At 53.1% G+C, this 21,068-nt stretch carries 18 protein-coding genes; 12 read left to right on the forward strand and 6 right to left on the reverse strand.

Translation table 11 applies throughout. From position 1 onward, the window contains the following. The first annotated feature begins 10 nt into the window (after positions 1-10). Positions 11-2,506, forward strand: coding sequence for an autotransporter outer membrane beta-barrel domain-containing protein (locus M2371_RS01865; RefSeq protein ID WP_259266731.1), 2,496 nt, complete (start codon positions 11-13; stop codon positions 2,504-2,506). A 48-nt stretch (positions 2,507-2,554) separates the two neighbouring features. On the opposite strand, the gene moeB is transcribed toward M2371_RS01865, so the two are convergent. Together moeB and moeA are read right to left on the reverse strand one after the other, a co-directional pair. Further along, positions 2,555-3,307, reverse strand: coding sequence for a molybdopterin-synthase adenylyltransferase MoeB (moeB, locus tag M2371_RS01870; protein WP_259266732.1), 753 nt, complete (start codon positions 3,305-3,307; stop codon positions 2,555-2,557). A gap of 2 nt (positions 3,308-3,309) precedes the next feature. After that, on the reverse strand, positions 3,310-4,542 hold the full coding sequence (gene moeA, locus M2371_RS01875; RefSeq protein ID WP_259266733.1) for a molybdopterin molybdotransferase MoeA: 1,233 nt from the start codon (positions 4,540-4,542) through the stop codon (positions 3,310-3,312). Positions 4,543-4,808: 266 nt separating this feature from the next. Here moeA and iaaA point away from each other — a divergent pair, with 266 nt between their 5' ends. The 5 genes from iaaA (at position 4,809) to gsiD (ending at position 11,150) form a co-directional block, all read left to right on the forward strand. Further along, the gene (iaaA, locus tag M2371_RS01880) at positions 4,809-5,762 is read left to right on the forward strand and encodes a beta-aspartyl-peptidase (protein ID WP_172893632.1); all 954 of its coding nucleotides are present in this window, start codon (positions 4,809-4,811) and stop codon (positions 5,760-5,762) included. Then, a complete protein-coding gene (gene gsiA / locus M2371_RS01885) occupies positions 5,762-7,609 on the forward strand; it encodes a glutathione ABC transporter ATP-binding protein GsiA (protein ID WP_259266734.1) in 1,848 nt (615 codons plus the stop codon). The genes iaaA and gsiA overlap by 1 nt, the downstream gene beginning before the upstream one ends. A 38-nt stretch (positions 7,610-7,647) precedes the next feature. After that, the gene (gsiB, locus tag M2371_RS01890; RefSeq protein WP_259266735.1) at positions 7,648-9,189 is read left to right on the forward strand and encodes a glutathione ABC transporter substrate-binding protein GsiB; all 1,542 of its coding nucleotides are present in this window, start codon (positions 7,648-7,650) and stop codon (positions 9,187-9,189) included. Positions 9,190-9,315: 126 nt separating this feature from the next. Continuing rightward, on the forward strand, positions 9,316-10,236 hold the full coding sequence (gsiC, locus tag M2371_RS01895; protein ID WP_259266736.1) for a glutathione ABC transporter permease GsiC: 921 nt from the start codon (positions 9,316-9,318) through the stop codon (positions 10,234-10,236). Between the two features lie 2 nt (positions 10,237-10,238). Next, positions 10,239-11,150, forward strand: coding sequence for a glutathione ABC transporter permease GsiD (gene gsiD / locus M2371_RS01900; RefSeq protein WP_034496948.1), 912 nt, complete (start codon positions 10,239-10,241; stop codon positions 11,148-11,150). 96 nt (positions 11,151-11,246) lie between these two features. Here gsiD and rimO read toward each other — a convergent pair whose 3' ends face one another. Beyond that, positions 11,247-12,560 (reverse strand): 30S ribosomal protein S12 methylthiotransferase RimO, encoded by a 1,314-nt coding sequence (rimO, locus tag M2371_RS01905; protein ID WP_259266737.1) that lies wholly within the window; start codon positions 12,558-12,560, stop codon positions 11,247-11,249. 220 nt (positions 12,561-12,780) lie between these two features. Between rimO and M2371_RS01910 the strand changes: the two genes are divergently transcribed. From M2371_RS01910 to M2371_RS01925, 4 genes are all read left to right on the forward strand, one after another. Further along, a complete protein-coding gene (locus M2371_RS01910; protein ID WP_034496942.1) occupies positions 12,781-13,086 on the forward strand; it encodes a hypothetical protein in 306 nt (101 codons plus the stop codon). Beyond that, entirely contained in the window at positions 13,086-14,321 is a 1,236-nt protein-coding gene (locus tag M2371_RS01915; RefSeq protein WP_310473308.1) for a serine hydrolase domain-containing protein, read from the forward strand. Before M2371_RS01910 ends, M2371_RS01915 begins: the two co-directional genes overlap by 1 nt. A gap of 141 nt (positions 14,322-14,462) precedes the next feature. Beyond that, a complete protein-coding gene (locus tag M2371_RS01920; protein ID WP_034496936.1) occupies positions 14,463-14,846 on the forward strand; it encodes a biofilm formation regulator BssR in 384 nt (127 codons plus the stop codon). Between the two features lie 103 nt (positions 14,847-14,949). Continuing rightward, positions 14,950-16,068: a PQQ-dependent sugar dehydrogenase gene (locus tag M2371_RS01925; RefSeq protein ID WP_310473309.1), complete on the forward strand. Its 1,119-nt coding sequence runs from the start codon at positions 14,950-14,952 to the stop codon at positions 16,066-16,068. 5 nt (positions 16,069-16,073) lie between these two features. On the opposite strand, the gene M2371_RS01930 is transcribed toward M2371_RS01925, so the two are convergent. Beyond that, positions 16,074-16,700 (reverse strand): glutathione S-transferase family protein, encoded by a 627-nt coding sequence (locus M2371_RS01930; RefSeq protein ID WP_259266738.1) that lies wholly within the window; start codon positions 16,698-16,700, stop codon positions 16,074-16,076. 248 nt (positions 16,701-16,948) lie between these two features. Here M2371_RS01930 and dacC point away from each other — a divergent pair, with 248 nt between their 5' ends. Continuing rightward, positions 16,949-18,154 carry a serine-type D-Ala-D-Ala carboxypeptidase gene (gene dacC / locus M2371_RS01935; protein ID WP_259266739.1) on the forward strand — a complete coding sequence of 402 codons (1,206 nt, stop codon included), beginning with the start codon at positions 16,949-16,951 and terminating at the stop codon, positions 18,152-18,154. On the opposite strand, the gene deoR is transcribed toward dacC, so the two are convergent. Both deoR and ybjG read right to left on the reverse strand, forming a co-directional pair. Beyond that, positions 18,155-18,919, reverse strand: coding sequence for a DNA-binding transcriptional repressor DeoR (gene deoR / locus M2371_RS01940; RefSeq protein WP_172893639.1), 765 nt, complete (start codon positions 18,917-18,919; stop codon positions 18,155-18,157). Between the two features lie 84 nt (positions 18,920-19,003). Then, positions 19,004-19,612 carry an undecaprenyl-diphosphate phosphatase gene (gene ybjG / locus M2371_RS01945; protein ID WP_172893640.1) on the reverse strand — a complete coding sequence of 203 codons (609 nt, stop codon included), beginning with the start codon at positions 19,610-19,612 and terminating at the stop codon, positions 19,004-19,006. Positions 19,613-19,812: 200 nt separating this feature from the next. Between ybjG and M2371_RS01950 the strand changes: the two genes are divergently transcribed. Further along, a complete protein-coding gene (locus tag M2371_RS01950) occupies positions 19,813-21,033 on the forward strand; it encodes an MFS transporter (RefSeq protein WP_172893641.1) in 1,221 nt (406 codons plus the stop codon). Positions 21,034-21,068: the final 35 nt, after the last annotated feature.

The following is a 21,068-nucleotide window of genomic DNA, read 5'->3' on the forward strand; positions in this document are numbered from 1 at the left end:
GGTAAATATTATGTTTAGTCAATCCCATAAGCTTCAGCTCAATGATTTAATAGCCAGCATCATTAAATTTATTACACCGCTAATTATTATTCCGCTTTCCTTTTCTACCCTGGCTGCAACCATTAGCCAGGGCCAAACTGTCACGATTCCTTTTACCAATGGCGCACAAAACCCTGATGACCCATCAAGCCAAAACGAATGGAAAGTGGATGGTTTTATTGGCAATTTAATCAACAACGGCACATTGAACATTTTGTCTGAAAATGGCGTGAGCGGCTCCGTACATGCCTTTACTATGACGGCGGGTACCCAATCAGGGGCGTCGGGTACCGTGCTTATTTCAGGGCCTGGTTCAAAATTGGTTAACAACAGCTTCCTTGTCCTGGGGAATAACGGTAGCGGTAATATGACGGTTCGCGATGGCGGACACGTATCTAATATCTCTACTGGGCAATTAGGGGTCAATAGCGGGTCAGATGGTTTTGCTCACGTGACAGGGCCAGGATCAATATGGGACTCAAACAGCGAGCTGTTAATTGGTCTGGCCGGACAAGGAGCCGTGCAAGTCAGTGATGAAGGTAGGCTCTCAGCTAATCGCGTAACCCTCGCAAGAGACTCTGGTAGTTCAGGGACAGTGGTAATTGGTGCGCTAGAGGGCGTAGCTCCAGTCGCACCAGGAATCATAGAAGCCAATAGGATTTCAGCTGGAACAGGCACCGCTTCGCTGGTGCTTAATCACACTTCGCAAGATTATGTCCTGGACAGCAAGCTTAACGACGGTATAGATAACGCCGTGGGTTCTGGAACTGGGCTGGTGGGTAATTTCGTCATCGACTCGCTGGCGGGTACAACACATTTAAACAGTGACCATGGTGATTTCACCGGCACCTTGCAGGCGCGTGAAAACGGGACGTTAAGCGTCAACGGCGATATGTCCCAGGCCACGGTTTCTCTCCTTTCCGGTGGTGTGCTTGAAGGAAATGGGCGCGTCGGCAATACCACTAACGGCGGAACAATTTCCCCAGGAAATTCCATCGGCACATTAACTATCGATGGGGATTACCACGGTGCGGGTGGCACGCTGGTGATGGAAAGTGTCCTTGGCGGTGATAATTCCCCTGCCGACCGGCTGATCATTACCGGGAGTGCAACAGGCGACACCCACGTCGAGATCGTTAACCTGGGGGGTGAAGGTGGCTTTACCGAAAACGGCATTCCTCTGATTTATGCCGCACAGCTTTCCGACGGCAATGCCTTTAAGCTTAAGGGTGATTTTACTACGCCCGAAGGGGAACAGGCTGTGGTGCACGGAGCGTATGCCTATGCATTTCGAACCCTTCAATATGGCACCGGGCGCTGGTGGTATTTGACCTCCGATCTTAGCGACCCGCAACAACCTGTCGCGCCATTGCCGGAAGTGCCAACGCCAGGTACGCCTGAGCCTGGCACCCCAACCCCTGGCGTACCTGTAGTCGAAACACCAGAACCTGGTGTGGTAACCCCTGGCGTGCCTGTTTTCCCTGTCATTCCTGAAGGGCCAGATGAAATTGCGCCGCAACGTTACCACCCAGGGGCTGCACTTTATGAGCAGTACCCGCAGGTTCTCGCTGAACTTAATCGAGTTCCCACTTTGCAGGAACGCGTTGGCGATATTGCGGATGATAAGAAAATCGGTGCCTGGGGGCGGATGGAAGGCAATTACAGCAAAAATCAGCCTGTTGCCTCCACCACCGATGCCGATCGTAAAATAAACCTCTGGAAAATGCAGACGGGTGTCGATGGTGCAATCGTTGATAACCACAATGGCTTGCTGACAGGAGGTGTTAATTTTAGTTACGGACAGGTCAATGCCGATATCAGCGCATATTCAGGAAGTGGTGACATCGACACCACTGGTTACGGCCCGGGATTGACGCTCACATGGTATGGAAATAACGGCCTGTATGTGGATAGCCAAGTGCAGATGATGTTCTTCAATAGTGATCTTAATTCCAGTATCGTCGGCACGTCTTTGAAATCGGATAACAAAGGTAAAGGCTATGCTGGTTCAGTGGAGAGCGGCTGGCGTCTTGATGCGGGAAACGGTTATGCCATCACCCCACAGGCACAACTGGTATGGTCACGAGTGAGTTTTGATAGTTTTGACGACACCTTTGGCAGCAGAGTTTCACTCAAAGATGGTGATAGTTTGCTGGCGCGTCTGGGCGTAAGTGGTGACCACCGGGCTGAATGGCAAGCGAAGGACAGCACTAAAACTCGCAGCTACGTGCACGTGAATCTGGATGTGCTCCAGGAAATGGCGGACGGCAGTACCGTTAAGATTGAAGAGGTGAAATTCAGCTCTCGCGATGCCCGCACGCAAATTGCGCTTGGCGTGGGCGGTACACTGGACTGGAACGATGGGCGCTACGCGGTTTATGGCAAAGTTGGCGTTCAGGCGAGCCCGCACAATCCGAGTGATAACTATGGTGCCGGCGGGAATGTAGGTATTCGAATCAGCTGGTAATGCGCGAAAAGGTTGATGGCAGCAGAATGCTAAGCTGCCATCTGCCTGTTAGTTACCACACACTTCGCATTGCGAATTTCGCGGCAATTTCATTTCACGGAACTGGCAGGTCATCGCATCGTACATCACGATTTTTCCGCTTGCTGGTGTGCCGTAATGCGCCAGCAGTTTGATGGCTTCCATCGCCTGCAATGAGCCGATGACGCCGACCAGCGGAGCCATAACCCCTGCTTCAACACAAGTCAGTGCGCTGTCGCCAAATAAGCGGCTCAGGCAGCGGTAGCACGGCTCGCCATCCTGATAAGTAAAGACGCTGATTTGCCCTTCCATACGAATGGCCGCGCCCGAAACTAAGGGCTTTTTAAGCGTAAAACAGCACTGATTTAGCTGATTACGGATGGTCACGTTGTCAGTGCAATCCATCACCAGGTCATGCTCCGCAATCAATTCCAGCAACTGCGTTTCGTCTAACAGCGCGTTGACCGCTTCAATCTGAATATGTGGATTAATTGCTGCCAGCACATCGCGGGCAGAATCGACTTTGGGCTGCCCGATAGTGGCATCGCGATGCAGCGTCTGGCGCTGCAAATTGGACAGCGCCACGGTGTCAAAATCCAGCAATGTCAGTTGGCCGACGCCTGCCGCTGCCAGATACGGGGCGGCGGCACAACCCAGCCCGCCAAGCCCAACAATCAATACCCGCGCGGCTTTCAACGCTTCCTGGCCGTCAAAATCAAAACCGCGCAGAATAATCTGGCGGTTGTAGCGCAGCATCTCCTGATCGCTCAGTTCAGCGCCCATCGTTAGCCTCCAAACAGATGATTGAACGGCTCTACCTCAACCCAATCACCGGCTTCAACATGGCCGCGCTCACGTTCCAGCACGATAAAACAGTTGGCCTGGCTAAATGAACTGAAAATATGCGACCCCTGGTGGCCGGTGCTCAACACTTCTAATTGCCCGTCTTCGCCCCTGCGCATGATGCCGCGCTGGAAATCGAGACGGCCCGGCGATTTTTTCAAACGCCCGACGGTACGCGCGCGCTGGCGTGGCGGCAGGGCATTGCCTTGCTCGCCGCTGAGTCTGGCAAGCAGCGGTTGAACTAGCTGATAAAACGTCAGTGCCGCGGAAACCGGGTTGCCCGGCAGGCCGCAGAACCAGCTATTTGTCAGACGACCGAAAGCAAAAGGTTTGCCCGGCTTAATCGCCAGTTTCCAGAAACCAACTTCACCCAACTCTTCGAGCAATTGTTTGGTGTAATCCGCTTCACCCACAGAAACGCCGCCGCTGCTAATGACCACATCGGCCTTGCTGTCGGCTTCAATAAATGCGGCGCGCAGCGCTTCGGGGTCATCACGGATGATACCTAAATCGATAACTTCGCAGCCCAATTGTTCGAGCATGATATGCACCGCAAGGCGGTTGGTATCGTAGATTTGACTGTCGCCAAGGGGTGTTCCTGGCAGTTGCAACTCATCGCCCGTAGAGAATACCGCCGCACGCACTTTGCGCAGCACGGCGACCTCTGGAATACCTAACGAGGCAATCAGCGGTAATTCCGCCGCGGTCAGTTTTTTACCCGCAGGTAACACGCTGCCGCCCTGGCGAATATCTTCCCCACGCAGGCGAACGTTTTGCCCGTTTTTAACTTGTTCATTAAAGCGCACGCCGCTTTCGGTCACGGTCGCTTCTTCTTGCATCACGACGGCATCCGTTCCCTGCGGAACTGGTGCGCCAGTCATAATGCGAATGCAGGTTCCCGCAGGCCAATCGCCATCAAACGGCTGCCCGGCAAAAGCCTTTCCCGCCACGGGCAGAGCTGTTCCTGACGCCAAATCTTGCAGGCGTACCGCGTACCCGTCCATGGCTGAGTTATCAAAGCCAGGCACATCAATGGGAGACGTGACAGGGTGCGAAGTAATACGTCCACAAGCCTTGAGCAAAGGGATGGACTCAGATTCGGTGACAGGAACAATACGCGAGAGCATCTGTTCCATTGCGGTTTCAAGGGGGATAAGCCCGGCGGTAAATTCCATGAAAGCTCCTGCTACGCGGGGAAAAATATGTCGGACATTATGGCAGAGAATCGGGGCTGGCTGAATGTCCCATTATGGGTAATCCGGGATAGCGTTTTCCTTTACATCACATTTACATCTTTCTATATTCAAAAATCGTATTAGTTAACAGTCACTATTCTGATATTTATAGCTTTCGTAGTTTTTGTAGGTCGGATAAGCAAAGCGCCATCCGACAACACAACGGACTCCGACAATACAACGCACTCTGACAAGGCAATGTCGAAATGAGCAAAGCAGTAATCGCGATCCACGGTGGTGCGGGAGCCATCACTCGTGCACAACTCAGCCCCGAAAAAGAGCTGCTGTATATTAAGGCGCTCTCGGAAATCGTTGAGGCAGGCCAGGCATTGCTCGAGGCGGGCGGTACTGCGCTGGATGCCGTGACCGAAGCGGTTCGTATGCTCGAAGAATGCCCGTTGTTTAACGCCGGAATTGGCGCGGTATTTACCCATGACGGCACGCATGAACTCGATGCCTGCATCATGGATGGCAACACCCTTGAAGCCGGTGCGGTGGCGGGTGTCAGTCATATTCGTAACCCCATTCTCGCTGCGCGCCAGGTTCTGGAACACAGCCCGCATGTTTTGCTGATTGGCAAAGGCGCTGAAAACTTCGCCGAGCAGCATGGCCTTGAGCCCGTTTCACCCGATCTTTTTTTCACCCAACAGCGTTGGGATCAATTGCAAAGCGCCCGTGCAAATCAACAAACGGTGTTGGATCACGACGGAGGTGAACCTATCGATCCGGGCACCAAATTTGGCACCGTCGGCGCTGTCGCTCTCGATAAATACGGCAACCTGGCTGCCGCGACCTCCACCGGCGGCATGACCAACAAATTGCCGGGTCGTGTAGGCGATTCACCGATAATCGGCGCAGGTTGCTACGCCAATAACGCCAACGTTGCGGTGTCCTGCACCGGCACGGGCGAAGTGTTTATGAAAACCCTCGCGGCTTACGACATCGCAGCCCTGATGGAATATGGCGGGCTGAGTCTGCATCAGGCGACCGAGCGCGTCGTCATGGAAAAACTTCCAGCGCTGCAAGGTAGCGGCGGAGTGATTGCTATTGATAGCGAAGGCAATGTGGCATTGCCATTTAATAGCGAAGGGATGTACCGCGGCTACGGTTTTGTCGGTGATGCCCCGAGCGTCGGAATCTATCAAAGCCTGGAGGGCTGATGCCCAGAAGTCATGAACTTCCCGAGGACGAAGTGCTGTCGGTCAACGCGCTCAATGTGAGTTTTCGCCAGGAAAATGCCGACATTCAGGCGGTGTCAGACCTGTCGTTTACGCTAAAACGGGGTGAAACGCTGGCCATTGTCGGGGAGTCTGGCTCGGGAAAATCAGTGACGGCGCTGGCGTTAATGCGCCTGCTGGAAAAATCCGCAAGCCGTGTTGAAAGCGATTACATCCTGCTGCGCCGTCGCAACGGCGAGGTGATCGCGCCTGCCGAATTAAGTTCATCGCAAATGCGCCATGTGCGCGGTGCCGATATCGCAATGATTTTCCAGGAGCCGATGACCTCGCTCAATCCGGTGTTTCCGGTGGGAGAACAAATTGCGGAATCTATCCGTTTGCATCAGGGGTTGGATAAACACGCGGCGATGGAAGAGGCCAGGCGCATGCTCGAACGGGTGCGCATTCCGGAAGCGAAAGCGATTCTTGGCCGTTATCCGCACCAGCTTTCAGGCGGGATGCGCCAGAGGGTGATGATTGCCATGGCGCTCTCGTGCCGTCCGGCGGTGCTGATTGCCGACGAACCGACTACCGCTCTGGATGTGACCATTCAGGCGCAAATCCTCCAGCTCATTCGCGTTCTACAAGATGAAATGCAAATGGGCGTGATATTCATCACTCACGATATGGGCGTAGTCGCGGATATCGCCGATCGTGTGCTGGTGATGTATCGCGGCCAGGCGGTGGAAACCGGCACCGTAGAGCAAATTTTTAGCGCACCGGTTCATCCTTATACCAAAACGTTGCTGGCAGCGGTTCCGCGCCTGGGCGCGATGAATGGCCGTGATTTGCCGCGTAAATTTCCGCTGGTTGACCCTCAGCACCCCGATAAACCCGAAGCGGAAACCGAACAAAACACCATTGCCCCCGGTTCCGTTCCCATTTTGCAAGTCAGCGATTTAGTGACGCGCTTTGATATTCGCAGCGGTATTTTTAACCGTGTCACCAGCCGGGTGCATGCGGTCGAAAAAGTGAGTTTTGATTTGTGGCCCGGCGAAACGTTAGGGCTGGTAGGGGAGTCGGGGAGCGGCAAATCTACTACCGGGCGTGCGCTGCTGCGACTGGTGGAAACCCAGGGCGGCAGCATTCACTTCAACGGCCAGCGCATCGACACGCTTTCCAATGCCGACATGCAGCATGTGCGCAAAGACATTCAGTTTATCTTCCAGGATCCGTACGCCTCACTCGACCCGCGCCTGACGGTGGGCTATTCGATCATGGAACCGCTGCTGGTGCATAACGTGATGCCCAAAGAGCAGGCGCAAGAACGCGTGGCCTGGTTACTGGAGCGCGTCGGGTTGCAGGCGGAGCATGCGTGGCGTTATCCGCACGAGTTTTCTGGCGGGCAACGCCAGCGCATTTGCATCGCCCGTGCATTGGCGCTCAATCCAAAAGTGGTGATTGCCGATGAATCTGTATCGGCGCTTGATGTGTCGATTCGGGCGCAAATCATCAACCTGATGATGGATCTCCAGCGCGAATTTGGCATCGCTTACCTGTTTATTTCTCACGATATGGCGGTGGTGGAACGTATTTGCCATCGCGTGGCGGTGATGTATTTAGGGCAAATTGTCGAAATTGGCCCGCGACGCGCCGTGTTTGAAAATCCGCAGCATCCGTATACCAGAAAATTAATGGCAGCCGTTCCGGTGGCTGACCCCACGCACCGCCGCCCCAAACCCGTTTTGCTTTCCGATGATATCCCCAGTTCCACGCATAAGCTGGGGAGTGAACCGCATGTTGCAACGCTTGTGAATGTTGGGCCAGGGCATTTTGTCGCTCGCCCATAATAAAAATTGAGTCCGGCAAGGATAATCAGGAGAACACAATGACCATGTTTGAGAATAAAAAGTGGCTGTTGGCCGCAGGGCTTGCGACCAGTGTGATTGTCGCACCGGCATTCGCGGCGAAAGATGTTGTTGTTGCTGTTGCGTCCAACTTCACCACACTCGACCCGTATGATGCCAACGACACGCTGTCGCAGGCGGTAGCGAAGTCGTTTTATCAGGGGCTATTTGGCCTTGATAAAGAGATGAAACTGCAAAACGTGTTGGCCGAAAGTTACACCGTTTCTGACGACGGACTGGTTTACACCATCAAATTACACCCTGGCGTTAAATTCCAGGATGGGACTGATTTCAACGCCGAAGCGGTGAAGATTAACCTCGATCGCGCCAGCAATCCTGAAAACCATCTCAAACGCTACAACCTGTATAAAGCCATTGCCAAAACCGAAGCGGTTGACGCTAACACGGTAAAAATTACCCTTAAACAGCCGTTCTCGGCGTTTATTAATATTCTCGCCCACCCGGCAACGGCGATGATTTCCCCGGCCGCGCTGAAAAAATACGGCAAAGAGATTGGTTTCCATCCGGTCGGCACTGGCCCGTATCAGCTTGATACCTGGAACCAGACCGATTTTGTGAAGGTGAAGAAATTCGACGGTTACTGGAAGCAGGGCCTGCCTAAGCTCGACACCATCACCTGGCGTCCGGTTGTTGATAACAACACCCGAGCGGCCATGCTCCAGACCGGCGAAGCGCAGTTTGCCTTCCCAATCCCTTACGAGCAGGCTGGCGTGCTTGAGAAAAATGACAAACTGGAGCTGGTGGCTTCGCCTTCCATCATGCAGCGTTATCTCAGCATGAACGTGACACAAAAGCCGTTTGATAACCCGAAAGTGCGTGAAGCCATCAACTATGCGATTAACCGCCAGGCGCTGGTGAAAGTGGCGTTTGCCGGTTATGCAACGCCAGCCGAAGGCGTAGTACCGCCGTCTATCGACTTCGCACAAATTTACAAACCGTGGCCGTATGACCCGGCAAAAGCGCGCGAACTACTGAAAGAAGCGGGCTATCCAAATGGTTTCGAAACCACGTTGTGGTCATCCCACAACCACAGCACCGCGCAGAAAGTATTGCAGTTCACTCAGCAGCAACTGGCGCAGGTTGGCATTAAAGTGAAAGTCACGGCGATGGATGCCGGGCAGCGTGCCGCGGAAGTGGAAGCTAAAGGCCAGAAAGAGAGCGGCGTGAGAATGTTCTACACCGGTTGGTCGGCCTCGACAGGTGAAGCGGACTGGGCGCTGTCGCCGTTGTTTGCCTCATCTAACTGGCCGCCAACGCTGTTTAACACCGCGTTCTACAGCAATCCGCAGGTGGATAAAGACCTGAGCGAGGCGCTGAAAACCACCAATCGTGATGAGAAAGCGAAACTGTATAAAGACGCGCAGGACACCATCTGGAAAGAGAATCCGTGGGTGCCGCTGGTGGTCGAAAAACTGGTTTCCGCACACAGCAAAACCCTCACCGGTTTTTATGTGATGCCAGATACCGGGTTTAGTTTTGATGATGCGGATTTGAAAGAGTGATGATTTTTGATGTGCGTTTACGCCCTCACCCTAACTCTCTCCCCCAGGAGAGGGAACAATCCGGTTTTCCCCCTCTCCCAGGGGGAGAGGGCCGGGGTGAGGGCGATAAAACAATGAGACAGGCCAATGTTTAACTATTTCCTCAAACGCCTGCTGGGCCTGATCCCGACACTGCTTATCGTCGCGGTGCTGGTGTTTCTGTTCGTCCATATGCTCCCAGGCGACCCGGCGCGTTTAATCGCCGGGCCGGAAGCGGATGCCACCGTGATTGAAATGGTGCGCAAACAGTTGGGGCTGGATTTACCGCTGTGGCGGCAATTCTTGCACTACATCGGCAACATTGTGCAGGGGGATTTCGGCACCTCGATGGTCTCACGCCGCCCGGTTTCCGAAGAGATCGCCAGCCGCTTTATGCCGACTTTCTGGCTCACTATCACCAGCATGATTTGGGCGGTTATTTTTGGTCTGTTCACCGGCATTATTGCTGCCGTGTGGCGTAACCGCTGGCCGGACAGACTCAGCATGACGATCGCGGTTTCCGGTATTTCATTTCCCGCGTTTGCACTCGGCATGCTGCTGATGCAGGTTTTTTCCGTCGAACTGGGCTGGCTGCCGACGGTCGGTGCCGATAGCTGGCAGCACTACATTTTGCCGTCTGTCACGCTGGGGGCGGCGGTCGCTGCGGTGATGGCGCGTTTTACGCGTGCTTCGTTCGTGGATGTGCTGCAAGAAGATTACATGCGCACCGCACGCGCCAAAGGGGTGAGCGAAACGCTGATTGTGATTAAACACGGTCTGCGCAACGCGATGATCCCGGTCGTCACCATGATGGGATTGCAGTTCGGTTTCCTGCTCGGCGGTTCGATTGTTGTCGAAAAAGTCTTTAACTGGCCAGGCCTTGGGCGCTTGCTGGTGGATTCAGTCGAAATGCGCGACTACCCGGTGATTCAGGCGGAAGTGTTGCTGTTTTCGCTGGAATTTATTGTTATCAACTTAGTGGTGGATTTGCTGTACGCCGCCATTAACCCGGCCATCAGGTACAAGTAAGGATGCGACTCTTTAACTGGCGACGCCAGGCGGTACTGAACGCGATGCCGATTGTTCGGCCAAACCAGGTGCGCACGCCGTGGCACGAATTTCTACGCCGCTTACGCAAACAGCCGGTGGCGATGCTTGCCGGGTTATTCGTGCTGTTTCTGATTGTGGTGGCGCTTGTTGCCCCGTGGATTTCGCCGTTCGATGCGGAAAACTATTTCGATTATGACCGGCTAAACGATGGCCCGTCGATGCTGCACTGGTTTGGCGTGGATTCTCTCGGGCGCGATATTTTCAGTCGGGTTTTGGTCGGAGCACAAATCTCGCTGGCGGCGGGGGTATTTTCGGTCTTAATCGGGGCGCTGATCGGCACGTTCTTCGGGCTGCTGGCGGGATATTACGAAGGTTGGTGGGACCGGGTGATTATGCGCATTTGCGACGTGCTGTTCGCCTTCCCTGGGATTTTGCTGGCGATAGCCGTGGTTGCGGTAATGGGCAGCGGCATGTCGAACGTGATTATCGCCGTCGCCATTTTCAGCATTCCGGCCTTTGCCCGCCTGGTGCGCGGCAACACGCTGGTGCTGAAACATCAGACGTTCATCGAATCTGCACGCAGTATCGGCGCATCGGATGCGACGATTATTTTCCGCCATATTCTGCCGGGTACGGTTTCGTCGATTGTGGTCTATTTCACGATGCGTATCGGGACGTCGATTATTTCGGCGGCGAGTTTGTCGTTTTTGGGCTTAGGCGCACAGCCGCCGACGCCGGAGTGGGGCGCGATGCTCAACGAAGCGCGGGCCGATATGGTGATAGCACCTCACGTCGCGCTCTTTCCGAGCCTGGCAATCTTCCTGACGGTGCTGGCGTTTAATTTGCTGGGGGATGGATTGCGGGATGCGTTGGACCCGAAGATAAAAGGGTGATTTCAAAGAAAAAAGGCGGATGACGCTTACGCTTATCCGCCTTACAACTCTATTTCGTAGGTCGGATAAGCGTAAGCGTCATCCGACATTCAGAACTTAAACCACTGAACCCCACAAGTCATATTCGTCCGCGTTTTCAACTTTCACGCGCACCACATCACCTGGTTTCAGTTTGGTGTCGCCGTTCAGGTAAACCGCGCCGTCGATTTCTGGAGCGTCAGCCATGCTGCGGCCAATCGCGCCTTCTTCGTCAACTTCATCAACGATAACCAGAATTTCGCGGCCCACTTTTTCTTGCAGACGTTCAGCAGAAATCTGCTGTTGCAGCTGCATGAAGCGGTTCCAGCGCTCTTCTTTTACTTCTTCTGGCACAGGATCGGCCAGTTCGTTGGCCGTCGCACCTTCAACCGGGCTGAACTTGAAGCAACCGACGCGATCCAGACGTGCTTCTTTCAGGAAGTCGAGCAGCATCTGGAAGTCTTCTTCGGTTTCGCCTGGGAAGCCAACAATAAAGGTGGAACGCAGCGTCAGATCCGGGCAGATCTCACGCCATTGCTTAATACGCTGCAACTGGCGATCAACGCTGCCTGGGCGCTTCATCAACTTCAGAATTCGTGGGCTGGCGTGCTGCAGTGGGATATCCAGATACGGCAGGATCTTGCCTTCCGCCATCAATGGAATCACATCATCAACGTGCGGATACGGGTAAACGTAGTGCAGACGTGTCCAGACGCCGAGTTTAGCCAGTTGTTCACACAGGCTAACCATGCTGGTTTTCACCGGCTCACCATTGTAGAAACCGGTGCGGTGCTTAACGTCCACGCCATAAGCTGAAGTATCCTGAGAGATAACCAGCAACTCTTTCACGCCTGCATCTACCAGACGCTTCGCTTCGGACAGCACATCGCCAATAGGACGGCTGTCGAGATCGCCACGCATGGAAGGGATGATGCAGAAGGTGCAACGGTGGTTGCAGCCTTCGGAAATTTTCAGGTACGCGTAGTGACGCGGGGTCAGTTTCACGCCTTGTTCCGGTACCAGGCTCAGGAACGGGTTATGTTTTGGTTTCGGCACATAGTGGTGAACGTGCTGCAAAACTTGCTCGTAGCTATGCGGGCCGGTGATTTCCAGAACTTTAGGGTGCACTTCGCGGATTTGATCTTCTTTGGCCCCTAAACAGCCGGTCACAATCACTTTGCCATTTTCGTTCAGCGCTTCGCCGATCGCTTCGAGCGACTCTTGTACGGCACTGTCGATAAAGCCACAGGTGTTAACGATAACCATATCGGCATCATCATAGCTAGGCACTACATCGTAACCTTCGGTGCGCAGCTCAGTCAGAATCCGTTCAGAATCAACGAGGTTTTTTGGGCAGCCGAGGGATACAAAGCCAATACGGGGTTGTTGCATACGGGTTACGCTCACAAAGTAAACAGAAAATAAAAGCCGGGCGATTCTACACGGGTTTTGGGCAAGGCTCTACTGGTTGTTTTTAAACTGCCGCGCAAACAATTTCAGACGATTGGATAAGGCTTATTTTTGCTTAGCGGGTAAGCTGGCTCTATTATCTCCCCGCTTCGTTTGCTTGAAGTTTATATTGAAACCTCCCGCTCAAAGAGAGAACCGCAATATGCGTAAGATTTTAGCCCTTTCCGGGATGCTGACGGGTGCCTTGTTGCTGTCGGCTTGTAACGTGATTCCAACCCCACTCAACACGCCTCCTGCAACCGCGCAAAAGTTTGTCTGTGGCGGCGAAAAACTGGCAATAGATGGCGACTACGCCTGGTATAACGGCGACCGTTATTCCTATCAAAATATGTCCGGTGGGCAGGCGTTTTATCGTTACCACAGCAGTAACTTCGGCCTGAAGAAAGTCGGTGAAAACCGAACGATGCTGATTGGCCTTGATGCCAAACCTTGTGTTGCGGCGAATTAATGATGCAGCCACACTGTCGCCTGGCGGGCCTGAGTACGCTGCTGCTCGGTTTTACGCTGGTAGGGTGTGGAACGCTGTCTAACGTCGCCCCGGAGGCCGAAGCGCCGCAAAAGGCGCAGCGTGTTTGTGGCGCTTCACAAGCGCGTGATATCAACCAGTGGCTTCCCACCATGGTTGAACAGCAATCGCCCGCGATGGTGGTGGGGGTGATTGAAGCCAATGGCCAACGCCATTACTGGCATTTTGGTGTCACCGATAGCGAACATCAGTATCCGGTCGATGAGCACACGCTGTTTGCGGTTGGCTCGCTCAGTAAAGGCATGACCGCCGAAGCAACGGCGGTGCTGGTGGCGCAGGGGCGCCTGCATTGGTCAGATACTCTTGAAACGTTGCTGCCGCCATCGGTGCCGTTAAGCGATGACGCGAAAAAAATCACCCTGCTGCAATTGGTGACGCACACTTCTGGTTTGCCACGGCAAAATATGGACTTGCCGATGCTGACCGCGTTTATTCGCTATCTGGGTAACGGTGAGAATTTCTATGCCCATCTTGATAGCGACGATGTGGTGAATGACCTGGCTGATTTCTCAAAACCGCACAATGACGAGCCACGTTATTCCAACCTTGGCTACGCGGTGCTGGATTATGTTCTGCGTTATCAAACTGGGCAGCGCGCCGACCAACTGGTTCAGTCGCTGATCTTTGACCCACTGAATCTGCGTAACAGCAGCTTTACTCCTCAGAAATTAAGAAGTTACCCCCAGCGGGCGATTGGTCACGCGGGTAGCCAGCCAAAGTTTGTTCCGCGTGGACAAGTGGTGCCGGACTGGCAATTCCACGGCAATATGCTGGGCGCAGGCGGTTTGTACACCGACACCGCCGATTTGCTGACGTTTGCCGCAGCCCATCTGGATAGCACGGGCGATCAAACGCTGGATAAAGCGATTAACGATACGATGCAAATCTACTATCCGCATAACAACGAGCGGCGTGACAAAGAAGCCGCCAATATCGCCTGGGTCACGGACACTTATGGCGAGCAAGCGATCACTTATCAGGTGGGATATATCGGCGGCTACTCCAGCTATATTGGTATTGACCGCGTGAATCACTTCGCTGTGGTGGTCTTGCAAAACAGCTTCACCTGGCAAAATAACCTTGGGCACAGTGTGTTACGGCAAATGCTTGAAGAGAAGCAGCAGGCGGCCACTTGTCGGGCTCCTACCGCTGCGTAATCCCTTGTTTCGCTGCGATTGTTAGCTTTGTAAAGCTTATTGCCATGGATCAAAAAACTCGGCAAAAAAAACAGGTCCGCTTAAAGTTTATCCATACTATAAGTGTGTGTTATTGATTTGAACCACACGGAGGATAAATGTATGACTGGGGAGCCACTCAAACGCGATCTCTTGAAAAAGATGATCATCGCAAAAATAGACATTGCCGCTTATCTGCGCATGAGAAAAGCGAAAGGGTATATGTCTGTCGCTGAAACTGAGCATCTGCGCGATAACTTGTTCGATTTGTCGAATGAATATCGCGAGAAGTCTTTACGCCTCAAATCTCATCTTGCGTTGCAAGAAATAGCCAGCCTGAATCAAGGAATGAGCGCGGTGTGTTCTGCCGCAGTTTGCCTGATGACCGGGCGTCACGATTGCCCGCAATACATTGCCATCGATGCTGGAAAACTGGAAAGTTGCCTGTCTGATTTGTCCGACAGCCTGAAAGAGATTATGGGCCACCAACTGGCGGTAGAAACGTGACAATCAGGGGGAGTTGACTCCCCCTGTTTAAGTTTTTGTAAAATTCCGCGCCCTCCTGACCTGGAAGACTAACCTTATCGGATAAACCGATAAGGAGATGTCCATGCCACGGCTGCCGTTTCGCACACTCATCGCCGCTTCACTCTTACTTTCAGCCAGCATGACTTATGCCGCCGGGGTGAAAGTTGAAGTGCTGCAAAGCAAACTTGATCACCCCTGGTCACTGGCTTTTTTACCTGAAAATCAGGGCATGCTGATTACATTGCGTGACGGGCAATTACGCCGCTGGCAACCGGGGGAGGGCTTAAGCGATCCGATTGTCGGTGTGCCAAAAGTCTGGGCGCATGGGCAGGGAGGTTTACTGGACGTGGTGCTGGCACCGGATTTTGAAAAAAGTCGCCGCGTCTGGCTCAGTTTTGCCGAAGGCAATAGCGATGATAAAGCCGGAACCGCTGTCGGTTACGGCACTTTAAGCCGCAATATGGAACGCCTGGAAAACTTCAAAGTGGTGTTCCGCCAGACGCCGAAACTCTCGACCGGCAATCATTTTGGCGGACGCATGGTGTTTGACGGCAAGGGTTATTTGTTTATCGCTCTGGGTGAAAACAACCAGCGTTCGACTGCCCAGGACATGGATAAACTTCAGGGCAAACTGGTGCGCCTGACGCAAGACGGCGAAGTGCCGCAGGATAATCCGTTTGTCGGCAAGCAGGGCGCGCGCAGTGAAATTTGGTCTTATGGGCACCGTAACCCGCAGGGCATGGCATTGAATCCGGCCAATGGCGAGCTGTGGCTCAACGAACACGGCCCGCGTGGTGGCGATGAAATCAACGTAGCAAAGGCAGGTAAAAACTACGGCTGGCCGCTGGCGACCTGGGGCATTAATTATAGCGGGCTGCCGATCCCGGAAGCGAAAGGCGAAATTGTGGCGGGCACTGAACAACCCATTTATTACTGGAAGGTGTCCCCTGCGGTGAGCGGCATGGCGTTCTATAACGCCGATAAATTCCCGCAGTGGAAAGGGAAGCTGTTTATTGGCGCGCTAAAAGAGAAAAACCTGATTGAGCTGACGCTCAGTGGCGACAAAGTGACCGAACAAACGCGTTTGCTGGACGACCACGGCGAGCGGATCCGTGATGTGCGCGTCGGCCCGGACGGTTTTCTGTATGTCCTGACCGACGAATCAGATGGGCAATTGCTGAAAATCAGCCCATCCAGCTAAAGTTTCTAACTCAGTGGAATCATAACGATTTTCTTAAATGCCGGGCGCTGGGTCAGTTGTTGATACCAGCGTTGCAGGTTCGGAAAATCATGCCACTGCACGTCGAGATTGAGCAGGTTGTAAACGCTCGGCGCAAGGGCGATATCCGCCACGCTGAACGCATCGCCGCCCAGCCATTTTTGCTGCGCCAGTTCGGCTTCAACGATGGCAAACAGCGCGTTACATTGCTCGATACTCTCGTCGATAAGTTTTTGACTGCGATCTTCCGGCGCGATTCGCACCAGGCTGAAAAATACGCCACGGTGCGGGCCTGCCAACGTTGTACCTACCCAGTCCATCCATTTTTCGCCACGCGCACGCGTCGCGGGATCTGCAATCCACAACGACTCTTTGCCATACTGCGCGGCCAGATAACGCACGATAGTATTGGACTCCCATAACGTCAGGTCGGTAGCGTCATCATGAATACAGGGCACTAACGCGTTAGGGTTCATGGCCAGATATTCGGCATCGTGGGTTTTACCAAACTTCCCGCCAGCAGGAACCGAGTGATACGCCACGCCTAACTCTTCCAGGCACCACAACACTTTCTTCACGTTTGTTGAATTGTCTCTGCCCCAAACAGTAATCATTTTGTTTCCTCTATGTTGGTTTTCATCCCAGTATGCCGTGCGCTGATGAAGAAAACAGCAGCGAAACTCAACGGCAGGTAAAAAACTCATCAACGTGGCGGCAAGTCAGGCAGTTATCGAATAAACTTAAAAAACTTTACCAACACTATGTTTCATTATGTGGTTTCACAAGTTAGCTTACTGGCAACTTGAACGATTGAGTAACGGCGTGTGTCGTGACTTTTATAGAATGGATACTGGGTGGTGTTATGAAAACTTTGCAAATCCCTGCTTCGCTTCGAGCATTACTGGCAGGGTCGACCCTGCTGTTGGTAGCCGCGCCAGCGGTTAGTGCAGAACAAACTGCTGATGCACCGCAAGTTGATGCTAAAGCCTGGATCTTAATGGATTATGCCAGCGGCAAAGTATTGGCCGAAGGGAATGCTGATTTGCAGCTTGATCCGGCGAGCCTGACCAAACTAATGACCAGCTATGTCGTCGGGCAGGCTATTAAAGCGGATAAAATCAAGCTGAACGATATGGTCACTATCGGCAAAGATGCGTGGGCAACGGGCAACCCGGCGCTGCGTGGTTCGTCGCTGATGTTCCTCAAGCCGGGCGATAAAGTCTCGGTTGAAGATCTGAACAAAGGCGTGATCATTCAGTCTGGTAACGATGCAAGTATTGCGATTGCCGATTACGTTGCAGGCAGCCAGGACTCGTTCGTCAGCCTGATGAACAACTATGCGCAAAAGCTGAACCTCACCAACACCACCTTCAAAACCGTACATGGCCTGGATGCACCGGGGCAGTTCAGTACCGCGCGTGATATGGCGCTGCTGGGCAAAGCGTTAATTCATGATGTGCCTGAAGAGTACGCTATCCATAAAGAGAAAGAGTTCACCTTCAACAACATCAAGCAACCGAACCGTAACCGCTTGTTGTGGAGCAGCAACCTTAACGTTGACGGTATGAAAACCGGCACGACCACCGGGGCAGGCTACAACCTGGTTGCATCGGCCACCTCCGGCGACATGCGTTTGATTTCCGTGGTTCTGGGAACCAAAACTGACCGTATTCGTTTTAACGAAAGTGAAAAATTGCTGACGTGGGGCTTCCGCTTCTTCGAAACCGTGACGCCAATTAAACCGGACGCCACGTTTGTAACCCAGCGCGTGTGGTTTGGTGACAAGAGCGAAGTGAATCTCGGAGCGGGCGAAGGTGGTTCGGTCACTATTCCTCGCGGCCAGTTGAAGAACCTGAAAGCGAGCTTCTCGCTGACCGAACCTCAGCTAACCGCGCCGCTGAAAAAAGGCCAGGTTGTCGGCACAATCGACTTCCAGCTTAATGGCAAATCTATCGAACAGCGCCCGCTGATGGTGATGGAAGCAGTAGAAGAGGGCGGTTTCTTTAGCCGGATGTGGGACTTCGTATTAATGAAGTTCCATTCCTGGTTCGGCACATGGTTTAGTTAATTACCACTGCAAAGTCACACTCTCCGACGCGGCAAATTCAACAAATGCCGCGTCGGGTTTTTCATCACTGATGATCAAATCAAAACTAGCAAGCGGCCCCATACAGGCTGAACGCACTTTGCCGAACTTGCTGCTGTCCACCACCAATACCCGCTGCTGCGCCATCGCTAACGCCCAATGTTTTACTGGCAACTCATCAAGATTAAAACAGGTCGCGCCGTGACGTGTATGAACGCCCGCCGCCGAGAAAAAGGCGATATCCGGGCAGAAGTTATTCAGACATTCCTGGAAATTAATCGGTTTGAAAATCGCATTGCTGGCGTGAAATTCGCCGCCGCTCAAAATAACCCGGCAGCCGGGTTTATCCTGCAACGCCAGAAATGTGTTTAACGAGTAACACACTCCGGTAAATTCCAGCTCATCGTCCAGCGCTTCAATGATGTAAGGCGTGGTGGTGCCGCAATCAAAGAATACCGTCTGGTGCGGGCGAACTAATGCCGCAGCGATACGCGCCGCATGGCGTTTTTCTTCAATACGACGGGTTTTCTGGTCACTTAACAGATAGTGGTTAGCCGTGACGCTGCGGGGTTCAAGAACCACATATCCCCCCAGCAAAACCACCGGCCCAGGTTCGCTATTAAGGTCCCGTCGAATCGTCATTTCAGAGACACCGAGTAAAGCCGATGCCTCTTTAAGGTGAATTTTGTCGCTGCGTTTAAGCGCCTGAATCAGGCGATTGATGCGTTCGTCGCGTCGGGTTTCCATGGTGAGCAGCTAAACCTTATTGTGTTCCCTCAACAGGGATAGGGTGAGAGCGTGAGTTAACGCATCTTACCTTTGCTCAAAGGGTTAGTCACGCACCCAACCTTTGCGGATGGGCAGGGCAAAGCAGAAACGATAGGCCTGATGCAAGCGCGCATAAAGCGACTCGCCAAGTAGGTTCCAGACCATTTGCGCCAACAGGCAAGAACACAAGCCCACCAGCAAACCGCCGAGCATATCCAACGGCCAGTGCACGCCAAGATAAACGCGTGACCAGGCAATCGCACAGGCGATAACAAAAAGTACCACGCCTGACCAAACCCGATGCCAGAACAAAAACGCCAGCGCGAAGGTGAAAATCACCGTACCGTGGTCGCTTGGGAAAGAATCATCTGGCGCGTGATGCAGGAAGTTATAGCCAAACCCGCTGACAAACGGCCTGTCGTGCGGGAAAGCATGGCCGATAATCCACGATAGCGACACGCTAACGATAATGGCCAGCGCGGTCTTAATCACGACGACACGTTGCGCGGTCATCTGGCGGCGTTGCCCCCACAACCACAGAATGGCAATCAACAATGGCACGATGTTAATCAAATCTTTGGCAATAAAAATGGCAAATTTAATCAACCATTCGGGCGATTCAGGTGTGGCATTCATCAGCAAAAAAAGAGACTGATTCAATTGTTCAATCATAACGTTATGAGTTCCTTAACCCGTCAAATGAAGATGATGCCGTACCCCCTGCATCGTGACCATAGGACGACAGCCTACTTTGAGCTTCTTAAGAAATCCTTAAACGACTGAACGATTGTGCTTGTTAAATAACAATTCACTATCTACCGCGAAGCCAATTTATTACACTTCGTTCGTTTTTCTTCTCCTTCGAGTTTTTCATGCAAAATAATAAGCGACTGGGTCGCCAGGCACTGCTATTCCCGCTGTGCCTGGTGCTCTATGAATTTTCTACGTATATCGGCAATGACATGATCCAGCCCGGCATGCTGGCGGTTGTCGAACAATACAACGCGGGAATCGAATGGGTGCCGACCTCCATGACTGCGTATCTGGCTGGCGGCATGTTTTTACAGTGGCTGTTAGGGCCGCTTTCGGATCGTATTGGCCGTCGCCCGGTGATGTTGACCGGCGTGGTGTGGTTTATCGTCACTTGTCTGGCGACGTTGCTGGCGCAAAACATCGAGCAATTTACTTTCCTGCGATTCCTGCAAGGGGTCAGCTTGTGCTTTATTGGCGCGGTCGGTTATGCGGCAATTCAGGAATCGTTCGAGGAGGCGGTGTGTATCAAAATCACGGCGCTGATGGCGAACGTGGCACTCATTGCTCCGCTGCTTGGCCCTTTGGTTGGGGCCGCGTGGATTCACTACGCGCCGTGGGAAACCATGTTTGTGCTATTTGCAGCCCTTGCCGCATTCTCATTCTATGGTTTGCATCGCGCGATGCCGGAAACCGCGACGCGTCTGGGTGAAAAACTCTCGCTGCGTGATTTAGGGCACGACTACAAGCTGGTGCTGAAAAACGGGCGCTTTGTGGCCGGGGCGCTGGCGATTGGTTTTGTTAGCCTGCCGTTGCTGGCGTGGATTGCGCAGTCACCGATTATCATCATCAGCGGTGAAAAGCTGTCGACGTACGAATATGGTTTATTGCAGGTGCCTATCTTCGGCGCACTGATTCTCGGCAACCTGGTGCTGGCGCGTTTAACGTCACGCCGCAGCGTGCGTTCGCTGATTATCATGGGCGGCTGGTGGATTGTGCCGGGGCTGGTGGTGGCCGCTGTCGCAACCGTGGCTTCAACTCATGCTTATTTGTGGATGACTGCCGGGTTGAGCATTTACGCCTTCGGTATTGGTCTTGCCAACGCAGGCCTGGTGCGCCTGACGCTGTTTGCCAGTGATATGAGCAAAGGCACAGTTTCGGCGGCAATGGGCATGTTGCAGATGCTGATTTTCACCGTCGGTATCGAGTTGAGCAAACATGCTTATCTGTTTGGCGGCAATGGTTTGTTCAGCCTGTTGAATTTGCTCGGCGGTGTGATTTGGTTAGGTTTGATGTTTGTGTTTTTGAAAGATAAAAGCGTGGGTAATCGGACGGACGCCTAGCTTTAGCTGTTGGATGACGCTTCGCTTATCCAACC

This window comes from Buttiauxella sp. BIGb0471, from assembly GCF_024807715.1.
GTDB classification, from domain to species: domain Bacteria; phylum Pseudomonadota; class Gammaproteobacteria; order Enterobacterales; family Enterobacteriaceae; genus Buttiauxella; species Buttiauxella agrestis.

Bases quoted from the DNA above. Each gene is read 5' to 3' on its own strand.
- M2371_RS01865 (WP_259266731.1), top strand. From the start codon at position 11: ATGTTTAGTCAATCCCATAAGCTTCAGCTCAATGATTTAATAGCCAGC.
- moeB (WP_259266732.1), bottom strand. From the start codon at position 3,307: ATGGGCGCTGAACTGAGCGATCAGGAGATGCTGCGCTACAACCGCCAG.
- moeA (WP_259266733.1), bottom strand. From the start codon at position 4,542: ATGGAATTTACCGCCGGGCTTATCCCCCTTGAAACCGCAATGGAACAG.
- iaaA (WP_172893632.1), top strand. From the start codon at position 4,809: ATGAGCAAAGCAGTAATCGCGATCCACGGTGGTGCGGGAGCCATCACT.
- gsiA (WP_259266734.1), top strand. From the start codon at position 5,762: ATGCCCAGAAGTCATGAACTTCCCGAGGACGAAGTGCTGTCGGTCAAC.
- gsiB (WP_259266735.1), top strand. From the start codon at position 7,648: ATGACCATGTTTGAGAATAAAAAGTGGCTGTTGGCCGCAGGGCTTGCG.
- gsiC (WP_259266736.1), top strand. From the start codon at position 9,316: ATGTTTAACTATTTCCTCAAACGCCTGCTGGGCCTGATCCCGACACTG.
- gsiD (WP_034496948.1), top strand. From the start codon at position 10,239: ATGCGACTCTTTAACTGGCGACGCCAGGCGGTACTGAACGCGATGCCG.
- rimO (WP_259266737.1), bottom strand. From the start codon at position 12,560: ATGCAACAACCCCGTATTGGCTTTGTATCCCTCGGCTGCCCAAAAAAC.
- M2371_RS01910 (WP_034496942.1), top strand. From the start codon at position 12,781: ATGCGTAAGATTTTAGCCCTTTCCGGGATGCTGACGGGTGCCTTGTTG.
- M2371_RS01915 (WP_310473308.1), top strand. From the start codon at position 13,086: ATGATGCAGCCACACTGTCGCCTGGCGGGCCTGAGTACGCTGCTGCTC.
- M2371_RS01920 (WP_034496936.1), top strand. From the start codon at position 14,463: ATGACTGGGGAGCCACTCAAACGCGATCTCTTGAAAAAGATGATCATC.
- M2371_RS01925 (WP_310473309.1), top strand. From the start codon at position 14,950: ATGCCACGGCTGCCGTTTCGCACACTCATCGCCGCTTCACTCTTACTT.
- M2371_RS01930 (WP_259266738.1), bottom strand. From the start codon at position 16,700: ATGATTACTGTTTGGGGCAGAGACAATTCAACAAACGTGAAGAAAGTG.
- dacC (WP_259266739.1), top strand. From the start codon at position 16,949: ATGAAAACTTTGCAAATCCCTGCTTCGCTTCGAGCATTACTGGCAGGG.
- deoR (WP_172893639.1), bottom strand. From the start codon at position 18,919: ATGGAAACCCGACGCGACGAACGCATCAATCGCCTGATTCAGGCGCTT.
- ybjG (WP_172893640.1), bottom strand. From the start codon at position 19,612: ATGATTGAACAATTGAATCAGTCTCTTTTTTTGCTGATGAATGCCACA.
- M2371_RS01950 (WP_172893641.1), top strand. From the start codon at position 19,813: ATGCAAAATAATAAGCGACTGGGTCGCCAGGCACTGCTATTCCCGCTG.